We start from the raw sequence: 19,048 nt of genomic DNA on the forward strand, positions 1-19,048 counted from the left end.
GGAGAAATGTCTGTATTTTCGTTGTTGGCGCAGCATGCCGACATGGCCGTGCACAATCTGCATGTCGCGGGTGCCATGGTCTCGGATGCTGCTTTGCATGGCAAGCTCGCCGTCGAGCATGCTTCCGATCATCTCGTGGTTCTGGCGCAGGCGCAGACCGACAGCGCCCCGGTCACCGCCGATCAGCTGAAGGAACAGCTGAAAAACGTGCAGCAGGAAGAGCAGCTTGGCTGGCTCACTGCAATCGGCAAGTACTTCATCGGCATCTTCCAGAAGGGCGGCGAGGTTTTCGCCGGCTTCGTCACCGGCATCATCCCGACACTTGTCGTGCTGATGACAGCCTTCTACGCCGTCACCGAGCTGGTCGGCGAAGAGCGTGTCCACGGTCTGGCGCGTGGTGCCGGCCGCATCGCGCTGACCCGCTACACCGTGCTGCCGCTGCTGGCGGTGTTCTTCCTAACCAACCCGATGGCCTATACCTTCGGCTCGTTCCTGGAAGAAAAGCACAAGCCGGCCTTCTATGACGCGGCCGTATCCTACGTGCACCCGCCGCTCGGCCTTTTCCCGCACATCAACCCTGGCGAATATTTCGTCTGGGGCGGCATGCTTGTGGCCTTGCTCGATCTTGAGAAGCGGGGCGTCGTCGTCGCCGGCTACCACGTCAAGGTGGCGATCTGGTACGCCATCGTCGGCCTCGTCGTCATCCTGCTCAAGGGCATGCTGACCGAGCGCATCACCGCCATCATGGCACGCCGCCAGGGCGTCGAGCTGTAAGGGCGGGGAGGACATCATGGCCAAGACATACAAAGCCGTAAAAATCTCCCGAGGCTCCACAGGTTGGGGCGGTCCGCTCGTCATCGAGCCGACCGAGCAGCGCAACAAGGTCGTCTCCGTCACCGGCGGCGGTATTCACCCGGTGGCGCAGCTGATTGCCGAAATGACCGGCGCAGAGGCCGTCGACGGCTTCAAGGCACCGCCGATCGAAGGCGAGATGGCTGTCGTCGTCGTCGACTGCGGCGGCACCGCCAGATGCGGCGTCTATCCGCGCAAGCGCATCCCGACCGTCAATCTGACGCCGGTCGGACAGGCTGGGCCGCTCGCCCAGTTCATCACGGAGGACATCTACGTTTCGGGCGTGAAGCCGGCCAACGTCACAATGGCGGACGGATCCGAGGCGGTCACCACTGCGGGGGGAGCAGCATCGATGAGTTCAAGCAACACCAAAGCGGCCGCGGCGCAGCCGCTGCCGAGCGAAGGCGGGTTGATCGGCTTCATAAGCACGATCGGCCGTGCCATGGGTCGTGTGGTCGGCATCTTCTTCAATGCCGGCCGGCGCACGATCGACCAGGTGGTGCGCAACGTGCTGCCGTTCATGGCCTTCGTGACGATGCTCATCGGCCTGATCCTCTACACCGGCATCGGTGACGTGCTGGCGCAGCCGATGGGTCCGCTGGCCAACAACATCGTCGGCCTGCTGGTCATATCGGCCATCTGCGGCCTGCCGTTCCTGTCGCCCATCCTCGGGCCAGGCGCTGTGATCGCGCAGGTCATCGGTGTTGCCATCATCGGCCCGCAGATCGCCAACGGCACGATTTCGCCGGCAATGGCCCTGCCGGCGCTGTTTGCCTACAACACCCAGGTGGGCTGCGACTTCGTGCCAGTCGGCCTGGCACTCGGTGAAGCCAAGCCGAAGACGATCGAAATCGGCGTGCCGGCGGTGCTCATCAGCCGCCAGATCATGGGCCCGGTCTCGGTGTTGATTGCCTGGGTCGTCAGCCTGATCGTGTTTTAAAGAGAGCAAGGAAATGAGGTTCGCCACATGACGGTTCTGTTGAGAACACGGGTCACTTCCATCGGGCCCGAAGTGGCGGACCTTGCCGAAGGAGGCGTGGTCATCCTGTTTGCGGATGGCTCGCCGCCGGAGCTTGCCGAAGTCTCCGTCCTGCACAAGACGGAGCAGGGACCAAGTGACGGAGCGCCCGCCAAGGGCGCTTCGATCACTGTCGGTCCGGTTTCAGCCATTATAACAGCGGTTGGCTCCAGCGCCTGGAGCAAGGTCCTCGAGATGGGCCACGTCGTCATCTCATTCAACGGCGCCACCGAGGCCGAGAGGCCGGGCGAGATCTGCGCATCGCAGGTCGACACCCAAGCGCTCGTGGCCGCCCTGAAGAGAGACGCGATCATCACCATCGCCGCCTGAAAGCACGCGCGCCACGACCTGTCTGGTCACGGCGCCAGAGCAATTCCAGGAAAAGTGCGAAAAGGTTTTCCGTCCGGAATTGCGTCAAAACAAAGAGTTAGAGCAGTTCGCCGTTCCCTTGAAACGCCGAATTGCTCTAGGAAAAGCAGAGTATTTGCCATGGAACGCTCGACCATCGTCAGAGTGCATGAAGGTTTGCACGCCCGTCCCGCCACGCGGTTCGTCAAGCTCGCCAAGGGGTTCGAGTCCGATGTCGAGCTGATCAAGGACGGCAAGGCGGTCAGCGCCAAGAGTTCGGTCAAGCTGATGCTTCTGGCGGTCAAGGAAAACCAGGAAGTCACCGTGCGGGCGAACGGCGCCGACGCCATCGAGGCGATCGAAGCGCTGATAGGCTATCTCGAGAACCCCAAGGCGGGTCTCGAGGACGAAGCGGAGCCGCAGAGCCCGGCGAAGGACGCCGGCCAGGCGGCGGCACCCGCAGCAGCGCCCCAATCGGCATCTTCCGCACCCAGCCAGGCAAATGGCCTGCGCGGTGTCGCCGCGAGCGAGGGCGTCGCCATCGGGCCGGCCTTCGCGCATTTCCCGCCGGAGATCGCCGGGCAGGGCCGCATGCTGCAGGCCGACGAGATCGCCGCTGAGATCGACAGGTTCCGCGCCGCCGTCGCCGCCGTCCAGGCGCGCATGGACCGGGCCTTGGCGCAGGACAGCCTGTCGGCCGGCGACCGCGGCATCGTCGCGGCGCTTCGCGATATTGCCGTGGACGATAGCCTGACCGGCGAGGCCGAGAAGGCGATCAAGGGCGGTAATGACGCGATCTCGGCCATCATTACTGCCGCCTCCACCATCGCCGCCGATTTCAGCGCCGTCGACGATCACTATCTCAATGCGCGGGCGGACGACGTCCATGCGGTCGGACGGCAGATCTGCCTGGTGCTGCTCGGGCAGGACGACGTCAGCCTCGAGAACATCCCCGAGGGCGCCATCCTCATCGCCGACGACATCGGCGCCTGGGACCTGGCGCGCGCGCCCTTGAAACGCATCGGCGGCGTGGTGTGCGGCCATGGCGGCGCCACCTCGCATATCGCCATCATCGCCCGCTCACACGGCATCCCGGCGGTGCTGGGCCTTGGCGACCAGATCAACGCCTTGCGCACGGCTCACCATGTGGCGCTCGACGGCAATACCGGGCAGGTGATCATCGACCCCGACGCGGCGACTCGAGCCGACTTCGCCGGCCGCGTCGAAGCGGCTGCAAAGGAGCGTGCCGGCCTGACCGCCTTCAAGACGGTGACACCGAAGCGCGCCGACGGAAGGGTCATCGAGGTCGCGGCCAATATCGGCTCGCTCGAAGAAATCGAGGCCGCCCAGGAGGCCGGCGCCATGGGTGTCGGCCTGTTCCGCACCGAGCTTCTGTTCATGCGCCATATGCACCTTCCCTCGGAAGACATGCAGGCCGAGACTTATGCGGCGCTGGCCAAGGCCTTCGCGCCATATCCTGTCATCGTGCGCACGCTCGACATCGGCGGTGACAAGCCGATCGCCGGCATCGAGTTTCCCGACGAGGAGAACCCCTTCCTCGGCTGGCGCGGCATCCGAATGTGCCTCGACCGGCCCGATATCTTCAAGCGCCAGCTCAGGGCGCTGCTGCGAGCAACCGTGCATGGCAACGTCAAGGTGATGCTGCCGATGGTCGCCGACATTGACGAGGTGAGGCGAACAAGGGTGTTGGTCGATGAATGCGCCGCCGAACTGAAGGCGGAAGACGTGCCGCACGCGACGTTCGATCTCGGCGTGATGATCGAGACCCCGGCGGCGGTGCTGATCGCGCCGGCGCTGGCCAAGGAGGTGGCTTTCTTCTCGATCGGCACCAATGACCTGACCCAATACATCATGGCCGCCGACCGGCTCAACCCGACCGTGGCGAAGCTCAACGACGTCACCAATCCGGCTGTCCTGTCGGCGATCGAACTGACGGCCAGGGCAGGGGTCGCCGCCGGCATCATGGTGGGCATGTGCGGTGAGGCGGCGGGCCGGCCGGATCTGATCCCGGCCTTCATCAAGATGGGCCTGACCGAGCTTTCGATGAGCCCGGCTTCGATCCAGCGCGCCAAGAAGGCGATCACGGCCATGGTGGCCGGGGAATAGAGTTCCGGAACCGCTGCTGGAGCTTACGGCAAGTGGGCAAGCAAGGTGGCGAAGACAGGTCTCAGTTCGTCGACCGGGCTTGCCTTGGCGCAGGCCTGCACAATGCGGTCGTGACGGATATCGGCTGCCAGTATCGCGATCTCCAGCATGTCCGGCTCCGGCGCGCCGTCGCGGCCGGTCGTCGCCAGGCCGCAGGCCAGAACGACCGGCGCCAGGCAGCTTATGTCGAGTGCCCAGCCGCCAGTAGCCGTCGTTTCCGGCGCGGCTTCGTCAAAGTGGACCGGACGCTGGTTGAGCAACTCGACCAGCAGCGCAGCGCAGGTGGCCGCGATCGCCTGCAGTCCGGCATCGGGCGCGGCCAGGGCGGCCAGGAGATCGCCATGGCGCTTACGCATGGCGGTGTGGGCGGCGGCAAAATCGGCTTCATGGATGCGGGCATTGTCGATCTTCAGCCCGGCGAGCACCGCCTTGGTAAGGTAGTACATGTCGCGCCGGAACAGGCGCTCGGCGCTCAACTGCCGCTCTTCGTTTCCGGTCGGGAAATAGGTGCCAAGGCCTTTTACGGTCGTGCCGTCCACCTTGATCGGGCGCTCGTGCAGGACAAAGGATTCGGCGATCGACAGCGCGTCGTCGACGGCGCTCGCGGCATGGCTAAGCAAGCCTTCGATGCCCTTGCCCGGAAACGGCGGCAAATGGCTGGTGGCTTCGCGCAGGATGCTGGCGTCGCCGCGGCCGTCATGACGGCTCTGGCGGATGAGATCGCGGATCTCCCGCAACCGGTCCTTCAGGTTGACGCGGACGTCTTCGGAGATTTGTCGCAGCATCGCGGTTTGCCTCGAAAGTGCCGTGGAGGGCCGCCAGCAAGGGGCCGGCCACGCACCCTACATTGTTCCTATCGATTGGTAGATCAATAGGCGATACTAGACCAGCGTGCAGAATCGGCAACGGCGCATATGTCCGGCGCCGCGGGGGAGGGATGATTTGGGCAGGCGACGAAAGACCGACGAGGGGCGGACAGAGGCCGAGGCGACGGAGCAGGTCGTCGCCGAAAGCCGGACGGATCGTCTCAGGGTTCGGGCCGCCTGGATGTATTTCGTCGAGCAGATGACGCAGAACGAGATCGCCGATGTGCTCGGCGTCGGCCGCGTCACCATCGTGCGCATGCTGGCGGAGGCGCGCTCGCGCAACGAGGTGAAGATCACCATCGAGAGCGAATTGTCGGAGATCGTGCGGCTGGAGCGCGCGCTGGAGCGGACGTTCGGCCTCCAGCAGGCGCTGGTGGCGCCGCTCACCGCCCCCAATGCCGACCCGATCCCCGCGATCAGCGCCAAGACCGGCATTTTCCTGTCCGACACGATGAAGTCGGGCATGCGCGTTGGCGTCGGCTGGGGCCGGACGCTGTTCTCGAGCCTGCCGTTCATCAGCGCCAAGTCGCTTGCCGATTTCAAGGTCATTTCACTGCTGGGCGGCGTCGGCGTCGCGCGACGCTACAATCCGGCGGAGTTCGCCTGGCGTTTCGCCCAGGTCTTCCAGGGCGACGGCTACCTTATCCCGACGCCGGCTGTCGTCGACAGTGTCGAGACCAAGATCGCGCTGGTCGAGCGTTGCGGCCTGCAGGAGATCTTCGAGATGGCCGACACGCTCGATGCCGTGCTGGTCAGCATCGGCGGCATTGCTTCGGCGACCACCTTCTATCGCGGTGGCTTCCTCAAGGAGGCGGAGCGCGAGGCGCTGGTGTCGCGCGGGGCTGTCGGCGATCTCCTGTTTCATTTCTTCGACCGCAATGGTGACCTGGTCGATCATCCGATCAACACCCTGGTGATGTCGGTGGATGTCGACCGGTTGCGCAAGGCGCCGATCCGTATCCTGACCTCCGGCGGCGAGGAGAAGGTCGAGGCCTTGCTCGGCGCCATGAACCTGATCGCGCCGACAATCCTGATCACCGACGAGGAGAGCGCAAGGCGCATGCTCGACGCGGTCGGCGAAAGCTGAAGGAGCCGAGGTGCACAGTCCGGCCAGGCCCAGCTGTGCTGTCTAACCCCAGTGGTTTTCGCGGTGCACGCATTGCTCCCGTCATGTGCATCGGCTATCCGACCTGTCGGACAGATGAAGCAAACGGAGCCCGGCATGACGAACAAGACGATCCTTAAATTTGGCGCGGTGGAGCACGCGGACGCCGGCGATCTGCCCGGCTGGATCGTGGTCGAAGGCAGACCGACCATGCAAACCGCCGTCCAGCACACGACAGAGGACGGCAAGGTGATGTCGGGAACCTGGCGGGCGACGCCCGGCACCTATCACGCGACCTACACCGACTATGAGTTCGTGCACATGATCGCCGGCCGCATCATCATCACGCCCGATGGCGGCACGCCGGTCGAAGTGGGTCCTGGCGATGCCTTCGTGGTGGAAGCCGATTTCAAGGGCACCTGGAAGATCATCGAGCCGGTGACCAAGCATTTCGTGGTCAGGGTCGGCTGAGGCGGCCCGATCGCATTCGAGACATGAAGAAGCCCGTCATGGTTCGCCATGGCGGGCTTTTTCTTTGTCTCATTGGTTTCGAGAGGTTACTTCAGTGCCCCCGTTCAACGACCGAATGCTCGCGATGAAGCCACGTCCTGACTCCCGGTTGCATTCAGTAGGTTGATTACGCTTCCTCCGTTTCCGTGGTTCAGGAAGAACGGACCGCACCGCATTCGGAGGCCGCGAGCAGACATGAGGATGCGCCGCCGCGGCGATAAGGATTGGACGCACCGGACGCAACAAGTAAACACTCGGTCGAGCGATCGTAGCAGGTCAACTGAAGGGACCATGGCGCCCGTTGTCGCCGCCATGAGACCGGCCCGTCGACCTGCTTTGTCTCAACCCCTAAACAGGGCTCTAAGCTTGGCAAAGACACCGTCATTCATGGCGGCCCGCACACCAAGTGCGACCCATCCGGCCTTCATCGTCGCACCGACATGACAATGGCAAACGATGCGATGCAATTGCCAGTTGGACAGTTCAAAAAAACGCCGCGCCGCGCCGTAGGTGTCGTCTTCCAGGCCCTGCGCCCGCAGGATCGGGTCTTCGAACGCAACGCTGATCGGCGATGCCAGGCAATGCGCTTCGTTGCGCTCCCTGGCACTCATATATTCGGTGCCGGGAAGCGCGCTCAGGCATCGTTCCGGTTGGCGCTCGAGGAGATTTGCCCAGCGCTCCAGGCGCTGTCGGCGCGTCATTGTTGGAAATTCCGCGTTCACCTCTGCGATAACGTTCAGTTGTTCGAGTGTCTGGTGTTTCATGGTCAAGCTCCTGTTGAGCCAGTTTGTCCTCATTTTCCGAGATAACGACAGGCCCGGTCGCCATCGCCACGCTTCTGAACCCCGCTTTCTCGCCAAAGTTCCATGGTGTCGATAAATTGAATGTCGCCGTGGCCAGGACTGGGGGATTCCCCTGGCACGAAAGGCTGCCGACGCCTGGATCATCGCGCCACAAGTTCTGGAACGGCGGGGCTCAACCGCCTCTCCTGCGACAGCCCTGGAGGCAAAATTCAGCGCTCGCCGTTCGGTTCGTTGGCCGCTGCTGAATCGCCGTTGGGATCAGGCAAAGCTCGCTTTGTTGGCGAGACCGAGGCTTTCCGCGAAACGAAACCCAGCTTGCGGAATGTTGGGTGAGTGGTCCTGATTGCCGTCTTCCGAGGAGTTCCTTGACGAGCATTGCTCGCCGGCTGACGGCGGAATTCGCCACACTAACCCGGAGAAAAGTACGGCAGCACTTCGTAAACAATTGAAATTGCGTGGTGATCCCGACAGGAATCGAACCTGTGACCTACAGATTAGGAATCTGCCGCTCTATCCTACTGAGCTACGGGACCACGCGGCCCGACACATAGCCGCTTCGGATCGTTTCGCCAAGAGGCCGGCCGAAGGCAATTCGGCCGGCCCTTGTGGGCAGCCGTCAGGCGGCCAGCGCCGTTTCCGCCAGCTTTACCCAGTAGCTCATGCCGTGCGGGATGGCTTCGTCGTTGAAGTCGTAGGCCGGGTTGTGGAGGCCGGCCGTGTCGCCATTGCCGATGAAGATGAAGGCGCCGGGCCGGGCTTCCAGCATGTAGGAGAAATCCTCGCCGCCCATCACCGGCTGGATGCTCCGGTGGACATGGGCGTCGCCCGCCACGCCGGCCGCAACGTCGCTGGCGAAGACGGTCTCTTCCGCATGGTTGAACGTCACCGGATAGTTGGCATCGTATTCGACTTCGATCCTGGCGCCGAAGGCGGTCGCCAGTCCCTCGCAGATGGCACGGATGCGCTCTTCCGACTTCCTGGCGACCTCCTTGCGCAAGGTGCGCACGGTGCCGGCGATCTCGGCCGATTCGGGAATGATGTTGTAGGCGTCGCCGGCATGGAACTTGGTCACCGACACCACCACCGCCTCGACCGGATCGGTGCTGCGCGAGGCGATCGTCTGCAGCGCGCCGACCAACTGGCTGGCGATGACGATCGGATCGATCGTGCCATGCGGCATCGCGGCATGGCCGCCCCGGCCCCTCACGGTGATGGTGAATTCGGCCGTCGCCGCCATGATCGGGCCTGGGCGGATAGCGAACTGTCCGACAGGCAGGCCCGGCATGTTGTGCATGCCGAACACCCTGGAGATGTCGAAGCGCTCCATCATGCCGTCCTTGACCATCTCGTTGCCACCGCCGCCGCCTTCCTCCGCCGGCTGGAAGATCACCGCCACCGAGCCGGCGAAATTGCGCGTCTCGGCAAGGTATTTCGCGGCACCCAGCAGCATCGCGGTATGGCCGTCATGGCCGCAGGCATGCATCTTGCCTGGAACGGTCGAGGCGTAGGGCTTGTCCGATATCTCGTTGAGCGGCAGCGCATCCATGTCGGCGCGCAGGCCGACGGTGGTGCCTTCGCCCTGACGGCCGCGGATGATGCCGACGACGCCGGTCTTGCCAAGGCCGGTCACCACGTCATCGCAGCCGAACTCTTTCAGCTTTTCGGCGACGAAGGCCGCCGTCTTGAAGACGTCGAAGTTCAGCTCCGGCGTCTGGTGCAGATGCCGGCGCCAGCCGGCAACTTCGTCCTGCATTTCGGCGGCGCGGTTCAGGATTGGCATGATGGTTCCATTTCGTTGTTGGAGCAGCCGGCTTCAGCCTGGTGTTTTGCAATTGTGGCCGGTGTTTTGCAATTGTGATGTCAGGCACTTTGCCATGTTGGCGTCACATAGGGTAAATAGCACCGCGACGATGCGATCCGTTTTTTTGAGGGGCGGACCCATCATGCTGGCGGTCACGTAACGAAATCTTACGGAGCCAGGGGCAATTAGGGCAAGAGGCGATTTCGGATTAGATCATGCGGCACAGGCATTTCCTCAAACTATTCTCGGCCGGCGCAATCGTGCTGTCGGTCCTGGCTGGGCCGGCGCTGGCCAATCCGGTGGTTGTCTTCGACCTGAAAAGCGGCCAGATCCTGCAGCAGCAGGATGCGTTCAAGCGCTGGTATCCGGCGTCGCTCAGCAAGCTGATGACCGCTTACGTGACCTTCCGGGCGATCGCGGCCGGTGAAGTCCAGCTTGATTCGCCAATCAAGGTGACGAAACATTCCGCTGCCGAGCCGCCGAGCAAGATGGGCTTCAAGCCGGGTTCGGTGATGCGGCTCGACAATGCGCTGAAGATGATGCTGGTCAAGTCGGCCAACGACATCGCCATGGCTGTCGGCGAGAATGTCGGCGGCTCGCAGGGCGCCTTCGCCGAACGCATGAACGCCGAAGCGGGCCGGCTCGGCATGAACGGCACCCATTTCGTCAATCCGAACGGCCTCTACTCGCCCGACCAGTACACGACGGCGCGCGACCTTTCGATCCTGGTGATGGCCATCCGCCGTGAGTTTCCGCAATATGCGCCATGGTTCTCCATCGAGGGGCTTGCGGTCGGCAAGAAAGCGATCCCGAACTACAATCTCCTGATCGGCCGCTATCCCGGCGCCGATGGCATGAAGACAGGCTTTGTCTGCTCTTCCGGCTTCAACATGATCGGCTCGGCGACCCGCAACGGCCGAACGCTGGTGGCGGTGGTGCTCGGCGAGAAATCGGCGGTCAGCCGTGCCGAAGCCACGGCCAGGCTGCTCGACCAGGGTTTTGACACGCCGGCCGCCGGCTCGGCCACCGTCGCCACGCTGGCGCCTTACGGCGACACCGTCTCGCCCAACGATATGCATGACGAGATCTGCAAGAAGCGGAAGCGGGAGGAGCAGTCCGAGGCGCCGCCAGCGGCCGCCAAGGACGGGTCGAAATCGCCTTACCGGGAGAAGCTCGATCATGTGCCGACGCTGGTTGCCGTCGGCCTCGGCGGCGCCACCGGTCCGGCACCGAAGGCGATGCTCGACGAGGGCGAGCAGCAGTATGCCGACGTGCCGATCCCAAGCTGGCGGCCTGACATGCCGGTGCCGGCCGGCGCCGGTCCGACCATGGCGGGTTCGGCTGCCCAGGGCGACCAGCCGGTCAAAGCCGCGAATTAGCCAATGAGCGGCTTCCCCATTCCCGTCTCGGTGCTGACCGGCTTCCTCGGCGCCGGCAAGACGACGCTGCTCAACCGGCTCCTGAAGGACCTGGCGCTGTCCGACACGGCGGTCATCATCAATGAATATGGCGAGGTGGCGATCGACCATCTGCTGGTCGAGCAGGCGTCCGACGGCATCATCCAGCTTTCCGACGGCTGCCTGTGCTGCACGGTGCGCGGCGAACTGGTCGACACGCTGGCCGACCTGGTCGACCGGCTGCAGACCGGCCGCATCGCCCGGCTCGCGCGCGTCATTGTCGAGACCACGGGGCTTGCCGATCCGGCGCCGGTGCTGCAGTCGATCATGGCGCATCCAGCGCTGGTCCAGGCCTTCCGGCTCGACGGCGTCATCACTTTGGTCGATGCCGTCAATGGCAATGCCACGCTCGACGTCCATGTCGAGGCGGTCAAGCAGGTCGCGGTCGCCGACCGCATCGTCTTGAGCAAGGCCGAACTGGTGACCGATCCCGGCGACCTCGACAGGTTGCGGGCGCGCCTGCGGCAGATCAACCCGGGTGCCGAACTGCTTGATGCCGCCGATCCCGGGACAGGCGTGGCGGCGCTGTTTGACTGCGGCCTCTACAATCCCGCCACCAAATCCGCCGACGTGCGGCGCTGGCTCGGCGAGGAGGCGGCGCACGATCACGACCATCACCACCATGGCGACCATGATCACGATCACAGTCATGACCATGGTCATCGTCATGATCAGCGCGTGCGCTCCTATTCGCTGGTGCATGACGGTCCGGTGCCATTCTCGGCGATCGAGATGTTCCTCGACCTTTTGCGCTCCACACATGGCGAGCGCCTGCTGCGCATGAAGGGGGTCATCGAACTCAAGGAGGATCCCTCGCGGCCACTGGTGGTGCATGGCGTGCAGAAGATCCTGCATCCCCCGGCCCGGTTGCCTGCCTGGCCGGACGGCCAGCGCGGCACGCGGCTGGTGCTGATCACGCTGGACATGCCGGAAGACTATGTGCGCCGGCTGTTCGCCGCCTTCACCAACCAGCCATCGATCGACACGCCCGACCGCGCGGCGTTGGAAAACAATCCGCTGGCGATCGCCGGGCGGTAGCGCTTTCAGTCCGATTCAATTCGCGTAACGTCGCGCCGCCCTCATCCGGCTGCCGCCACCTTCTCCGCGTACAGTCACGGGAAGAAGGGAGATGGCCGCAACGCCGGTGCTTCTCCTAAAACGCTGGCGGTTGGCGAAGCGGTCGGCGACAGCGTCTTTCTCCGTGTTACTATACGGGGAGAAATGCCCGGCAGGGCAATAGAGGCAGCGCCAACCGCAGCAGAAAACGCTTTCAGATCGTCTCGCCGCGCTCGACCAGAAAGCGGTGGCCGCCGGACATCGCCGCTGTCTCGATCAGTTGATGGCCGCTGTCGGCGCAGAATGCCGGGATGTCGATGACGGCCAGCGGATCGGTGGTCTCAAGCCAGAGCCGGCTGCCCGGCTGCATCCCAGCCAGACGCTTCTTCGCTTTCAACACGGGCAGGGGGCAGTTCAGCCCCTTGAGGTCGTAGATGGCTGTCAGTTCGGCCAAGGTGAAACCTCAGCCGCCGAACATGCCGAGCAGCTTGTTCTTCAGCTTGGTAACCCGGCTCTCGTCGGCGCTCGCCGCCTGCGTTTCGGCCGGTGGCGCCTCGGTGGGGGCAGCGATGGTCGCCGTGGCGACAGGGGCTTGCTTGGCTGCTTCCTTTGCCGCCACGGCTTGCGCCTTAGCGGCTTCCTTTTCGGCCAGAGCCTGTGCCTTGGCGGCTTCCTTGGCTTGCTTGGCGGCCTCTATGGCGGCCAGCCTCTGTTCCTGGGCCTTCTGCTTGGCGGCTTTTTCGGCCTCAAGTGCCGCCATCTTGCGGCCAGCGGGCGAATCGATGCGGCCCATGCGCATCGTCTCGGTCACCGAACCGTCGGCATTGAGTGACGGCGGGTCGATCGGCACGCGCTCGCCGCGCGCCCGGCGCTTCGACCAGTCGGAGACGATGCTGGCTTCCTTGATGCCGGCGATGGTCGGCTTGGGGGCGGGCGTACTGGATTTCAGCGCGCTGCCGAATGCCGCGTCATAGCTTTTCTCGTAGTCGACGTAGGCCGTCCTGAGAGAATCCGGCTGCGACATTGCCGGGCAGGGGCCGGATGGATTGAAGGTCGTGCCTTCGGGAGCGACCTGGTTGAAGACATAGCGTTTCTCGCAGACATCAACCTTCGGCGGCACCTTGGTGATCTCGAAATTGTCGTAGCCGACCTTCAGCATCTTCCAGAATTCGTAGTTCGGGTCGTTGCGGTAGCGCGCCATGTTGGCGGCGGTCATGCGGAACGGGAAGGCCTGAACCTGGAATTCGGTCTGGCCACCCTGGAAGGCGTCGCGGCCGAAGGCATAGATCTGCTCGATCTGCGCATCGGTCATCGAATAGCAGCCCGACGACGAGCAGGCGCCGTGCACCATCAGATTCTGGCCAGTGCGGCCGTTGGCGCGGTCATAGGCGTTGGGAAAGCCGATGTTGAAGGACAGATGGTAGTTCGAGCGCGGATTCATCTGCGCCGGGCGGACCGTGTAGAAGCCTTCCGGCGCCTGGCGGTCGCCCTCGGTGTATTTCGGTCCGAGCTTGCCCGACCATTTGCAGATGTCGTAGCTCGCCACCATGTCGTAGCGGCCGTTGGTCTTGGCCTTCCAGATCTCGAGCTTGCCCTCTTCCTTGAAGATACGCGCCATCACCGAGGAGGTGCGCACCATTCCCTTGGCCCTCATGTCGGCGAGGATCTTGTCGGGCAGCGGCTTGTTGGCCTCAGGGGCAAAATCCTTCATCGACGAATCATTGCAGCCGGCGATGGCTATCGAGGCGGCGACGATTCCGGTGCGGGCGAGCTTGGCAAACATGGATACGACTATGTCTTTTTTCCTCGGGCCAATGGCTTCGCAACAGCCAAGCCCGCATGCTGAACACCGACGGACCGTAAGCCCGTTAACCTTGAAAATTCCTTACCGCAAGCTTCGACCAACCCCTCACGGCAATTTCATTGAACCGAATCCGGCGGCATTTTTGTGGCGAAAGCGCTCATTGCCGCCACATTGCGGTGGGCAGGCAGCTTCCGATGGTCTCTTTGCGCCGTCAGGCGGTCAGAGGCTGCGGCCCATCGCCAGGTATTTCTCGCGGCGCTGTTCGCGGAAATCGGTGTTGGCGCCGGCGAATTCCTTCATCGTCTTGGCGATGAGGTCGCCGGTCGCGGCAATCACCTTCTCGGGCGCACGCTGGGCGCCGCCCATCGGCTCGGGGATGATGGCGTCGATGATCTTCAGTTCCAGAAGATCCTGCGCGGTGATCTTCATGTTGGTCGCCGCGTCCTTGGAGCGCGTGGTGTCGCGCCACAGGATCGAAGCCGCACCCTCCGGCGAAATCACCGAATAGATGGCATGTTCGAGCATATAGACGCGATTGGCGGTGGCAATGGCGATGGCGCCGCCCGAGCCGCCTTCGCCGATGACCACGGAAATCGAAGGTACCTTGATCGCAAGGCAGGCCGAGGTCGAGCGGGCAATGGCTTCGGCTTGGCCGCGCTCCTCGGCACCGACGCCGGGATAGGCGCCCGCGGTGTCGACCAGCGTCAGGAGCGGAATCTTGAAGCGGTCGGCAAGCTCCATCAGCCGCACGGCCTTGCGATAACCCTCGGGGCGCACAGAACCGAAATTGTGCCTTAGGCGGCTTGTCGTGTCCGAACCCTTTTCCTGGCCGATAATCGCCACCGGCTCGCCGCGGAAGCGGGCGAAACCGCCGACGATCGCCTGGTCCTCGCCGAAATTGCGGTCGCCGGCGAGCGGCGTGAAGTCACTGAACAGGCCCTTGATGTAGTCGACGCAATGCGGCCTGTCGGAGTGGCGCGCCACCTGCACCTTCTGCCACGGCGTCAGCGCCTTGTAGAGATCGCGCAAGGCATCGCGCGACCGCTTTTCCAACCTGGTGATCTCATCGGCGACATCTACCGCCTCGCCGTTCTCGGCAAGCTTCTTCAGCTCGAGGATCTTGAGCTCAAGATCCTGCACCGGCTTTTCGAAATCGAGGTAATTGTACATGCTTGGGCGGACCGATACGTCGGAAGGCAAGGACCGCGGAACCCTTGAAACCAAGGCTCCGGGCAGTGGAATGTCGTCCTCACATAGCGATATGAGGCCTAGTCGGCAAGCGGATGATGATCGTTGACCAGCCGCACCAGCCGCTCTTCCAGCACATGGGTGTAAATCTGTGTCGTCGATATGTCGGCATGGCCAAGCAGCTGTTGCACGGCCCTGAGATCGGCGCCGTTCTGCAGGAGATGGCTGGCGAAAGCATGGCGCAGCACATGCGGCGATATCTTCGCCGAGGCGATGCCGGCGCGCGCCGCCAGTCCTTTGAGGTCGCGGGCAAAGACCTGGCGCGAGAGATAGCCGCTGTCGGATGCTGCCGGAAACAGGAACGGGCTTTCGGCGAAAGCGGGCACCCCGGCCCGGGCGGCAAGCCAGGCACGCATGGCCGCGCGCGCCTTGCCCGAAAGCGGCACCATGCGCTCCTTGTCGCCCTTGCCGCGTACCATGAAGAAACGGTCGTCCCGCTGCGCCACCGTCACCGGCAAGCCGACAAGCTCGGAAACGCGCAGTCCGGTGGCGTAGAGCACTTCGACCAATGCATGCAGGCGCAGCGCCGCCAGCCTGTCACCAAGGCCGAGCCCGGCATCGCCGGCCTCGAGTGCTGCGCGGTCGATCAGCCGGCCGGTCTCGGCCTCGCTCATCGTCTTGGGCAGCGGGCGGCCCTTTTTCGGGCTGTCCAGCGTGCCGGTCGGGTCGTCGCCGCGCAGACCCTCGGCATAGAGGAACTTGAAGAACTGACGGATCGCGGACAGTTTGCGCGCCTGCGATGTCGGCGCGAAGCCGCGCGCGGCGATTTCGTCGAGATAGGCGCGGATATCGGAGGCCGCCGCACCGGCAAGCCCGCCGTCGATTTCGGTCGAGGCGTCCTCGAGGTCGCGGCGGTAGGAGGAAAGCGTATTCTCGGCAGCGCCGCGCTCGGCGCTCATCATTTCCAGGAAGGCCTCGATGCGGGCAGCGCTGTTCATTTCCGTCAGGCGGTTCCGAGATCAGTTTTCTTGAAGCTCAGTTTCTTCTTGGAGCTCAGTTTTTCTTGGGATTCAGCTTTTCCTGGGGGATGCGCACGCTCATCTCCGCTTTTTTCGGCTCGACGAACATCACCAGCGCGAACATCGTACCATAGGCAATGCCGGCCAGAATCGCGAGAGTCACGACAAAGCGAAACAGTGTCGGCATCAATTTTCGCTCGTCTTCTTGTTCTGCGTTTCCAAACCCTGTGCCCTTATGGGACGCCAGTCGGGCCAATTCAAGGAAGAAGCGGAGGCCTGTTAGCAACTTCTGATGCTGGCGTCCGTCTGCCCATATCGGCCTCAGGGCGTTCGGCACGCTTGACGCAAACCGGCTTTTCATGTCGATACGCCGGCAAAGAGGGCCCAAGAAACAGCCGATGAACGCACAGGCAAATCCTCCAGGCGAGACCCATGCCGCGCTGCTTGGCCAGCTGGGCAGCCGGTCCATCGTCTTTGTCGGGCTGATGGGCGCCGGCAAGACGGCGATCGGCCGCAAGGTGGCGACGATGCTGGCGTTGCCCTTCATGGACAGCGACCATGAGATCGAAAGCGTTTCGCGCATGACCGTCCCTGAACTGTTCGAGCGCTACGGCGAGACCGAGTTCAGGGCCCTGGAGCAGCGTGTCATCCTGCGCGTTCTGGAGAACGGCCCGCAGGTTCTGTCCACCGGTGGCGGCGCCTACATGAACGCGCAGACGCGCGAGGCCATCGCCGCCCATGGCGTGTCGGTGTGGCTGAAGGCAGAGCTCGACCTTCTGATGGACCGCGTTTCCAAGAAGCAGAACCGGCCGCTCCTGAAAAGCGCCGATCCGCGCGCCGTGCTGGAGCGACTGATGGGGGAGCGCTATCCGGTCTATGCGACATCGGATGTCACCGTGCTCACCCGCGACGACCGCAAGGAGGTCATCGCGGCCGAGGTGGTGGAGGCGCTGTGCCGGCATTTCGGCATCGATGCGATCGCCGCGACGGGCGAGGTCGAATCGTGAGCGCGGATCAGCCAGTCACCGTCGAAGTCGGGCTCGGCGACCGGGCCTACGATATATTGATCGGCTCCGGCCTGCTTTCGCGCGCCGGCACCGAGATCGCGCGCCGCCTGCCGGGCACGCGCGCCGCTGTCGTTACCGACGAGAATGTCGCCGCCGCGCATCTCGATACGCTGAAGGCCGGGCTCGAGAAGGGCGGAATCCAACCCGTCATCATCACGATGCCGGCCGGTGAGAAGACCAAGAGCTTTGCCCATCTCGAGGAGGTGGTCGATGGCGTTCTGGCAGCCAGGCTGGAGCGCGGCGACGTCGTCATCGCGCTTGGCGGCGGCGTTATCGGCGATCTCACCGGTTTTGCCGCCGGCATTGTGCGGCGCGGCATGAATTTCGTGCAGATCCCGACCTCGCTGCTGGCGCAGGTCGATTCCTCGGTCGGCGGCAAAACCGGCATCAATAGCCCGCGCGGTAAGAACCTTGTCGGCGTCTTTCTCCAGCCGAAGCTCGTGCTGGCCGACACCGAAGCGCTCGACACGCTGCCGGTCCGCGAATTCCGTGCCGGCTATGCCGAGCTTGCCAAATACGGGCTTATCGACCGGCCGGAATTCTTCACCTGGCTGGAAGCGAACTGGAGACAGGTATTCGCCGGCGGTCCGGAGAGGGCGCAGGCGATTGCCGAGGCCTGCCGCGCCAAGGCCGATGTCGTCGCCCGCGACGAGTTCGAGACCGGTGACCGGGCGCTGCTCAACCTCGGCCACACGTTCGGCCATGCGCTGGAGGCCGCCACGCAGTATGACGGCACCCGTCTCGTCCACGGCGAAGGTGTCGCGATCGGCATGGCGCTGGCGCATCGGTTCTCGTCACGGCTCAATCTGGCGAGCCCCGACGACGCGGCGCGCGTCGAGACGCATCTGCGCGCCGTCGGCCTGCCGTGGCGGATGGCCGACATCCCGGGCGACTTGCCCGATGCCGAGGCGCTGCTTGCCTTCATCACCCAGGACAAGAAGGTGTCGCGGGGCGCGCTGACGTTCATCCTGACGCGCGGTATCGGCCAAGCCTTCATCGCCAAGGACGTGCCAGCCTCGGAAGTGCTGTCGTTCCTCCGGGAAAACCATCCGGCCAGCAGGAAAGCCGGCTGAGATGGAGACCGGCTGGATCGTTGCCGCCATCCTTGCCGTTCTAGTCCTGCTGGCCCTTGTGTTGCGCAAGAGCCTGCTGGCCGTGCTCGGCTACGAGCTGTCGCGCATCGAACCGCAGCGCTCGAGTGAGGCCGAATTGCGCGGCGCGGTCGACGATTTCCGCCGCGACGGCCAGGTTGTGCGCGAGGATCGCGACCGCGTGGGCGGCCTGTTCGATCTCGCAGAGCTCGAAGTCTCCGACATCATGGTGCATCGCACCAACATGCGCTCGGTCAATGCCGACAATGCGCCGGAAGCGGTGGTGCGCGAGATCCTGCAAAGCCCGCACACCCGGATGCCTTTGTGGAAAGGCTCGCTCGACAACATTGTCGGTGTGCTGCACGCCAAGGATCTGCTGCGCGCGCTGAACGAAGTCGGCAATGATTTTTCGCAAATCGACGTGATGAAGATCGCCTCGAAACCGTGGTTCGTGCCCGACACCACGACCTTGCAGGAACAGCTCAACGCCTTCCTGCGCCGCAAGGCGCATTTCGCCGTCGTCGTCGACGAGTATGGCGAGGTCGAGGGGCTGGTGACGCTGGAGGACATCATCGAGGAGATCGTCGGCGAGATCGCCGACGAGCACGATGTCGACATCCAGGGTGTCAAGCAGGAGGCCGACGGTTCGGTCGTCGTCGACGGCACTGTGCCGATCCGCGACCTCAACCGGGCGCTCGACTGGAACCTGCCGGACGAGGAGGCGACCACGATTGCCGGCCTCGTCATCCACGAGACGCAATCGATCCCCGAGGAGAAGCAGGCTTTCACCTTCCACGGCAAGCGCTTCATCGTCATGAAGCGCGACAAGAACCGGATCGCCAGGCTCAGAATCAGACCCGCGGCCGACGCTTAGAGCCGGATTGCCGGATTGGGATC

19 protein-coding genes and 1 tRNA gene are annotated in these 19,048 nt (G+C 63.9%); 11 read left to right on the forward strand and 9 right to left on the reverse strand.

Features of this window, described 5'->3' with window-relative positions:
* Positions 1-6 precede the first annotated feature (6 nt).
* The 4 genes from FJ930_RS01580 to ptsP all read left to right on the forward strand — a co-directional run bounded on the left by FJ930_RS01580 (position 7) and on the right by ptsP (position 4,345).
* Entirely contained in the window at positions 7-774 is a 768-nt protein-coding gene (locus FJ930_RS01580; protein WP_140608745.1) for a PTS glucitol/sorbitol transporter subunit IIC, read from the forward strand.
* Positions 775-790: 16 nt separating this feature from the next.
* The gene (locus FJ930_RS01585; RefSeq protein WP_140742913.1) at positions 791-1,792 is read left to right on the forward strand and encodes a PTS glucitol/sorbitol transporter subunit IIB; all 1,002 of its coding nucleotides are present in this window, start codon (positions 791-793) and stop codon (positions 1,790-1,792) included.
* Between the two features lie 27 nt (positions 1,793-1,819).
* Positions 1,820-2,200, forward strand: coding sequence for a PTS glucitol/sorbitol transporter subunit IIA (locus tag FJ930_RS01590; protein WP_141834013.1), 381 nt, complete (start codon positions 1,820-1,822; stop codon positions 2,198-2,200).
* A gap of 159 nt (positions 2,201-2,359) precedes the next feature.
* A complete protein-coding gene (ptsP, locus tag FJ930_RS01595) occupies positions 2,360-4,345 on the forward strand; it encodes a phosphoenolpyruvate--protein phosphotransferase (protein ID WP_141834016.1) in 1,986 nt (661 codons plus the stop codon).
* Between the two features lie 23 nt (positions 4,346-4,368).
* Here ptsP and FJ930_RS01600 read toward each other — a convergent pair whose 3' ends face one another.
* A complete protein-coding gene (locus FJ930_RS01600) occupies positions 4,369-5,169 on the reverse strand; it encodes a hypothetical protein (RefSeq protein WP_141834019.1) in 801 nt (266 codons plus the stop codon).
* Positions 5,170-5,326: 157 nt separating this feature from the next.
* Here FJ930_RS01600 and FJ930_RS01605 point away from each other — a divergent pair, with 157 nt between their 5' ends.
* Positions 5,327-6,337, forward strand: a complete 1,011-nt coding sequence (locus FJ930_RS01605; RefSeq protein WP_141834022.1) for a sugar-binding transcriptional regulator — start codon at positions 5,327-5,329, stop codon at positions 6,335-6,337.
* A 135-nt stretch (positions 6,338-6,472) separates the two neighbouring features.
* A complete protein-coding gene (locus FJ930_RS01610) occupies positions 6,473-6,826 on the forward strand; it encodes a cupin domain-containing protein (RefSeq protein ID WP_140691636.1) in 354 nt (117 codons plus the stop codon).
* 380 nt (positions 6,827-7,206) lie between these two features.
* Here FJ930_RS01610 and FJ930_RS01615 read toward each other — a convergent pair whose 3' ends face one another.
* The 3 genes from FJ930_RS01615 to FJ930_RS01625 all read right to left on the reverse strand — a co-directional run bounded on the left by FJ930_RS01615 (position 7,207) and on the right by FJ930_RS01625 (position 9,448).
* The gene (locus FJ930_RS01615; protein ID WP_141834025.1) at positions 7,207-7,629 is read right to left on the reverse strand and encodes a hypothetical protein; all 423 of its coding nucleotides are present in this window, start codon (positions 7,627-7,629) and stop codon (positions 7,207-7,209) included.
* 495 nt (positions 7,630-8,124) lie between these two features.
* Positions 8,125-8,201 (reverse strand) — tRNA-Arg (locus FJ930_RS01620).
* Between the two features lie 83 nt (positions 8,202-8,284).
* Positions 8,285-9,448 carry a M20 aminoacylase family protein gene (locus tag FJ930_RS01625; protein ID WP_141834028.1) on the reverse strand — a complete coding sequence of 388 codons (1,164 nt, stop codon included), beginning with the start codon at positions 9,446-9,448 and terminating at the stop codon, positions 8,285-8,287.
* A gap of 236 nt (positions 9,449-9,684) precedes the next feature.
* Here FJ930_RS01625 and FJ930_RS01630 point away from each other — a divergent pair, with 236 nt between their 5' ends.
* Together FJ930_RS01630 and FJ930_RS01635 are read left to right on the forward strand one after the other, a co-directional pair.
* Entirely contained in the window at positions 9,685-10,848 is a 1,164-nt protein-coding gene (locus FJ930_RS01630) for a D-alanyl-D-alanine carboxypeptidase family protein (RefSeq protein WP_141834030.1), read from the forward strand.
* Between the two features lie 3 nt (positions 10,849-10,851).
* Positions 10,852-11,964, forward strand: coding sequence for a GTP-binding protein (locus FJ930_RS01635; RefSeq protein WP_141834033.1), 1,113 nt, complete (start codon positions 10,852-10,854; stop codon positions 11,962-11,964).
* Positions 11,965-12,196: 232 nt separating this feature from the next.
* Here the strand turns inward: FJ930_RS01635 and FJ930_RS01640 are convergent, their stop codons facing one another.
* The 5 genes from FJ930_RS01640 to FJ930_RS01660 all read right to left on the reverse strand — a co-directional run bounded on the left by FJ930_RS01640 (position 12,197) and on the right by FJ930_RS01660 (position 16,180).
* Positions 12,197-12,436 (reverse strand): sulfurtransferase TusA family protein, encoded by a 240-nt coding sequence (locus FJ930_RS01640; RefSeq protein ID WP_140742895.1) that lies wholly within the window; start codon positions 12,434-12,436, stop codon positions 12,197-12,199.
* A 9-nt stretch (positions 12,437-12,445) separates the two neighbouring features.
* The gene (locus FJ930_RS01645; RefSeq protein ID WP_141834036.1) at positions 12,446-13,765 is read right to left on the reverse strand and encodes a murein L,D-transpeptidase family protein; all 1,320 of its coding nucleotides are present in this window, start codon (positions 13,763-13,765) and stop codon (positions 12,446-12,448) included.
* A 240-nt stretch (positions 13,766-14,005) separates the two neighbouring features.
* A complete protein-coding gene (locus FJ930_RS01650) occupies positions 14,006-14,956 on the reverse strand; it encodes an acetyl-CoA carboxylase carboxyltransferase subunit alpha (RefSeq protein WP_141834040.1) in 951 nt (316 codons plus the stop codon).
* A gap of 98 nt (positions 14,957-15,054) precedes the next feature.
* A complete protein-coding gene (locus tag FJ930_RS01655) occupies positions 15,055-15,972 on the reverse strand; it encodes a site-specific tyrosine recombinase XerD (protein WP_141834043.1) in 918 nt (305 codons plus the stop codon).
* 55 nt (positions 15,973-16,027) lie between these two features.
* Positions 16,028-16,180 carry a hypothetical protein gene (locus FJ930_RS01660; protein ID WP_027059000.1) on the reverse strand — a complete coding sequence of 51 codons (153 nt, stop codon included), beginning with the start codon at positions 16,178-16,180 and terminating at the stop codon, positions 16,028-16,030.
* A gap of 211 nt (positions 16,181-16,391) precedes the next feature.
* Here FJ930_RS01660 and FJ930_RS01665 point away from each other — a divergent pair, with 211 nt between their 5' ends.
* The 3 genes from FJ930_RS01665 to FJ930_RS01675 are packed head-to-tail and all read left to right on the forward strand — an operon-like array spanning position 16,392 to position 19,025.
* On the forward strand, positions 16,392-17,000 hold the full coding sequence (locus FJ930_RS01665; RefSeq protein WP_141834046.1) for a shikimate kinase: 609 nt from the start codon (positions 16,392-16,394) through the stop codon (positions 16,998-17,000).
* Entirely contained in the window at positions 16,997-18,133 is a 1,137-nt protein-coding gene (gene aroB, locus FJ930_RS01670) for a 3-dehydroquinate synthase (protein WP_141834050.1), read from the forward strand. The genes FJ930_RS01665 and aroB overlap by 4 nt, the downstream gene beginning before the upstream one ends.
* A gap of 1 nt (position 18,134) precedes the next feature.
* Positions 18,135-19,025, forward strand: a complete 891-nt coding sequence (locus tag FJ930_RS01675) for an HlyC/CorC family transporter (protein ID WP_141834053.1) — start codon at positions 18,135-18,137, stop codon at positions 19,023-19,025.
* The last annotated feature ends 23 nt before the right edge of the window (positions 19,026-19,048 follow it).

This window comes from Mesorhizobium sp. B2-4-15 (assembly GCF_006658505.1).
GTDB lineage: Bacteria > Pseudomonadota > Alphaproteobacteria > Rhizobiales > Rhizobiaceae > Mesorhizobium.

Excerpts from the sequence above, each read along its gene's own strand:
- FJ930_RS01580 (WP_140608745.1), top strand. The coding sequence starts at position 7 with ATGTCTGTATTTTCGTTGTTGGCGCAGCATGCCGACATGGCCGTGCAC.
- FJ930_RS01585 (WP_140742913.1), top strand. The coding sequence starts at position 791 with ATGGCCAAGACATACAAAGCCGTAAAAATCTCCCGAGGCTCCACAGGT.
- FJ930_RS01590 (WP_141834013.1), top strand. The coding sequence starts at position 1,820 with ATGACGGTTCTGTTGAGAACACGGGTCACTTCCATCGGGCCCGAAGTG.
- ptsP (WP_141834016.1), top strand. The coding sequence starts at position 2,360 with ATGGAACGCTCGACCATCGTCAGAGTGCATGAAGGTTTGCACGCCCGT.
- FJ930_RS01600 (WP_141834019.1), bottom strand. The coding sequence starts at position 5,169 with ATGCTGCGACAAATCTCCGAAGACGTCCGCGTCAACCTGAAGGACCGG.
- FJ930_RS01610 (WP_140691636.1), top strand. The coding sequence starts at position 6,473 with ATGACGAACAAGACGATCCTTAAATTTGGCGCGGTGGAGCACGCGGAC.
- FJ930_RS01615 (WP_141834025.1), bottom strand. The coding sequence starts at position 7,629 with ATGAAACACCAGACACTCGAACAACTGAACGTTATCGCAGAGGTGAAC.
- FJ930_RS01625 (WP_141834028.1), bottom strand. The coding sequence starts at position 9,448 with ATGCCAATCCTGAACCGCGCCGCCGAAATGCAGGACGAAGTTGCCGGC.
- FJ930_RS01630 (WP_141834030.1), top strand. The coding sequence starts at position 9,685 with ATGCGGCACAGGCATTTCCTCAAACTATTCTCGGCCGGCGCAATCGTG.
- FJ930_RS01635 (WP_141834033.1), top strand. The coding sequence starts at position 10,852 with ATGAGCGGCTTCCCCATTCCCGTCTCGGTGCTGACCGGCTTCCTCGGC.
- FJ930_RS01645 (WP_141834036.1), bottom strand. The coding sequence starts at position 13,765 with ATGTTTGCCAAGCTCGCCCGCACCGGAATCGTCGCCGCCTCGATAGCC.
- FJ930_RS01650 (WP_141834040.1), bottom strand. The coding sequence starts at position 14,956 with ATGTACAATTACCTCGATTTCGAAAAGCCGGTGCAGGATCTTGAGCTC.
- FJ930_RS01655 (WP_141834043.1), bottom strand. The coding sequence starts at position 15,972 with ATGAACAGCGCTGCCCGCATCGAGGCCTTCCTGGAAATGATGAGCGCC.
- FJ930_RS01660 (WP_027059000.1), bottom strand. The coding sequence starts at position 16,180 with ATGCCGACACTGTTTCGCTTTGTCGTGACTCTCGCGATTCTGGCCGGC.
- FJ930_RS01665 (WP_141834046.1), top strand. The coding sequence starts at position 16,392 with ATGAACGCACAGGCAAATCCTCCAGGCGAGACCCATGCCGCGCTGCTT.
- FJ930_RS01675 (WP_141834053.1), top strand. The coding sequence starts at position 18,135 with ATGGAGACCGGCTGGATCGTTGCCGCCATCCTTGCCGTTCTAGTCCTG.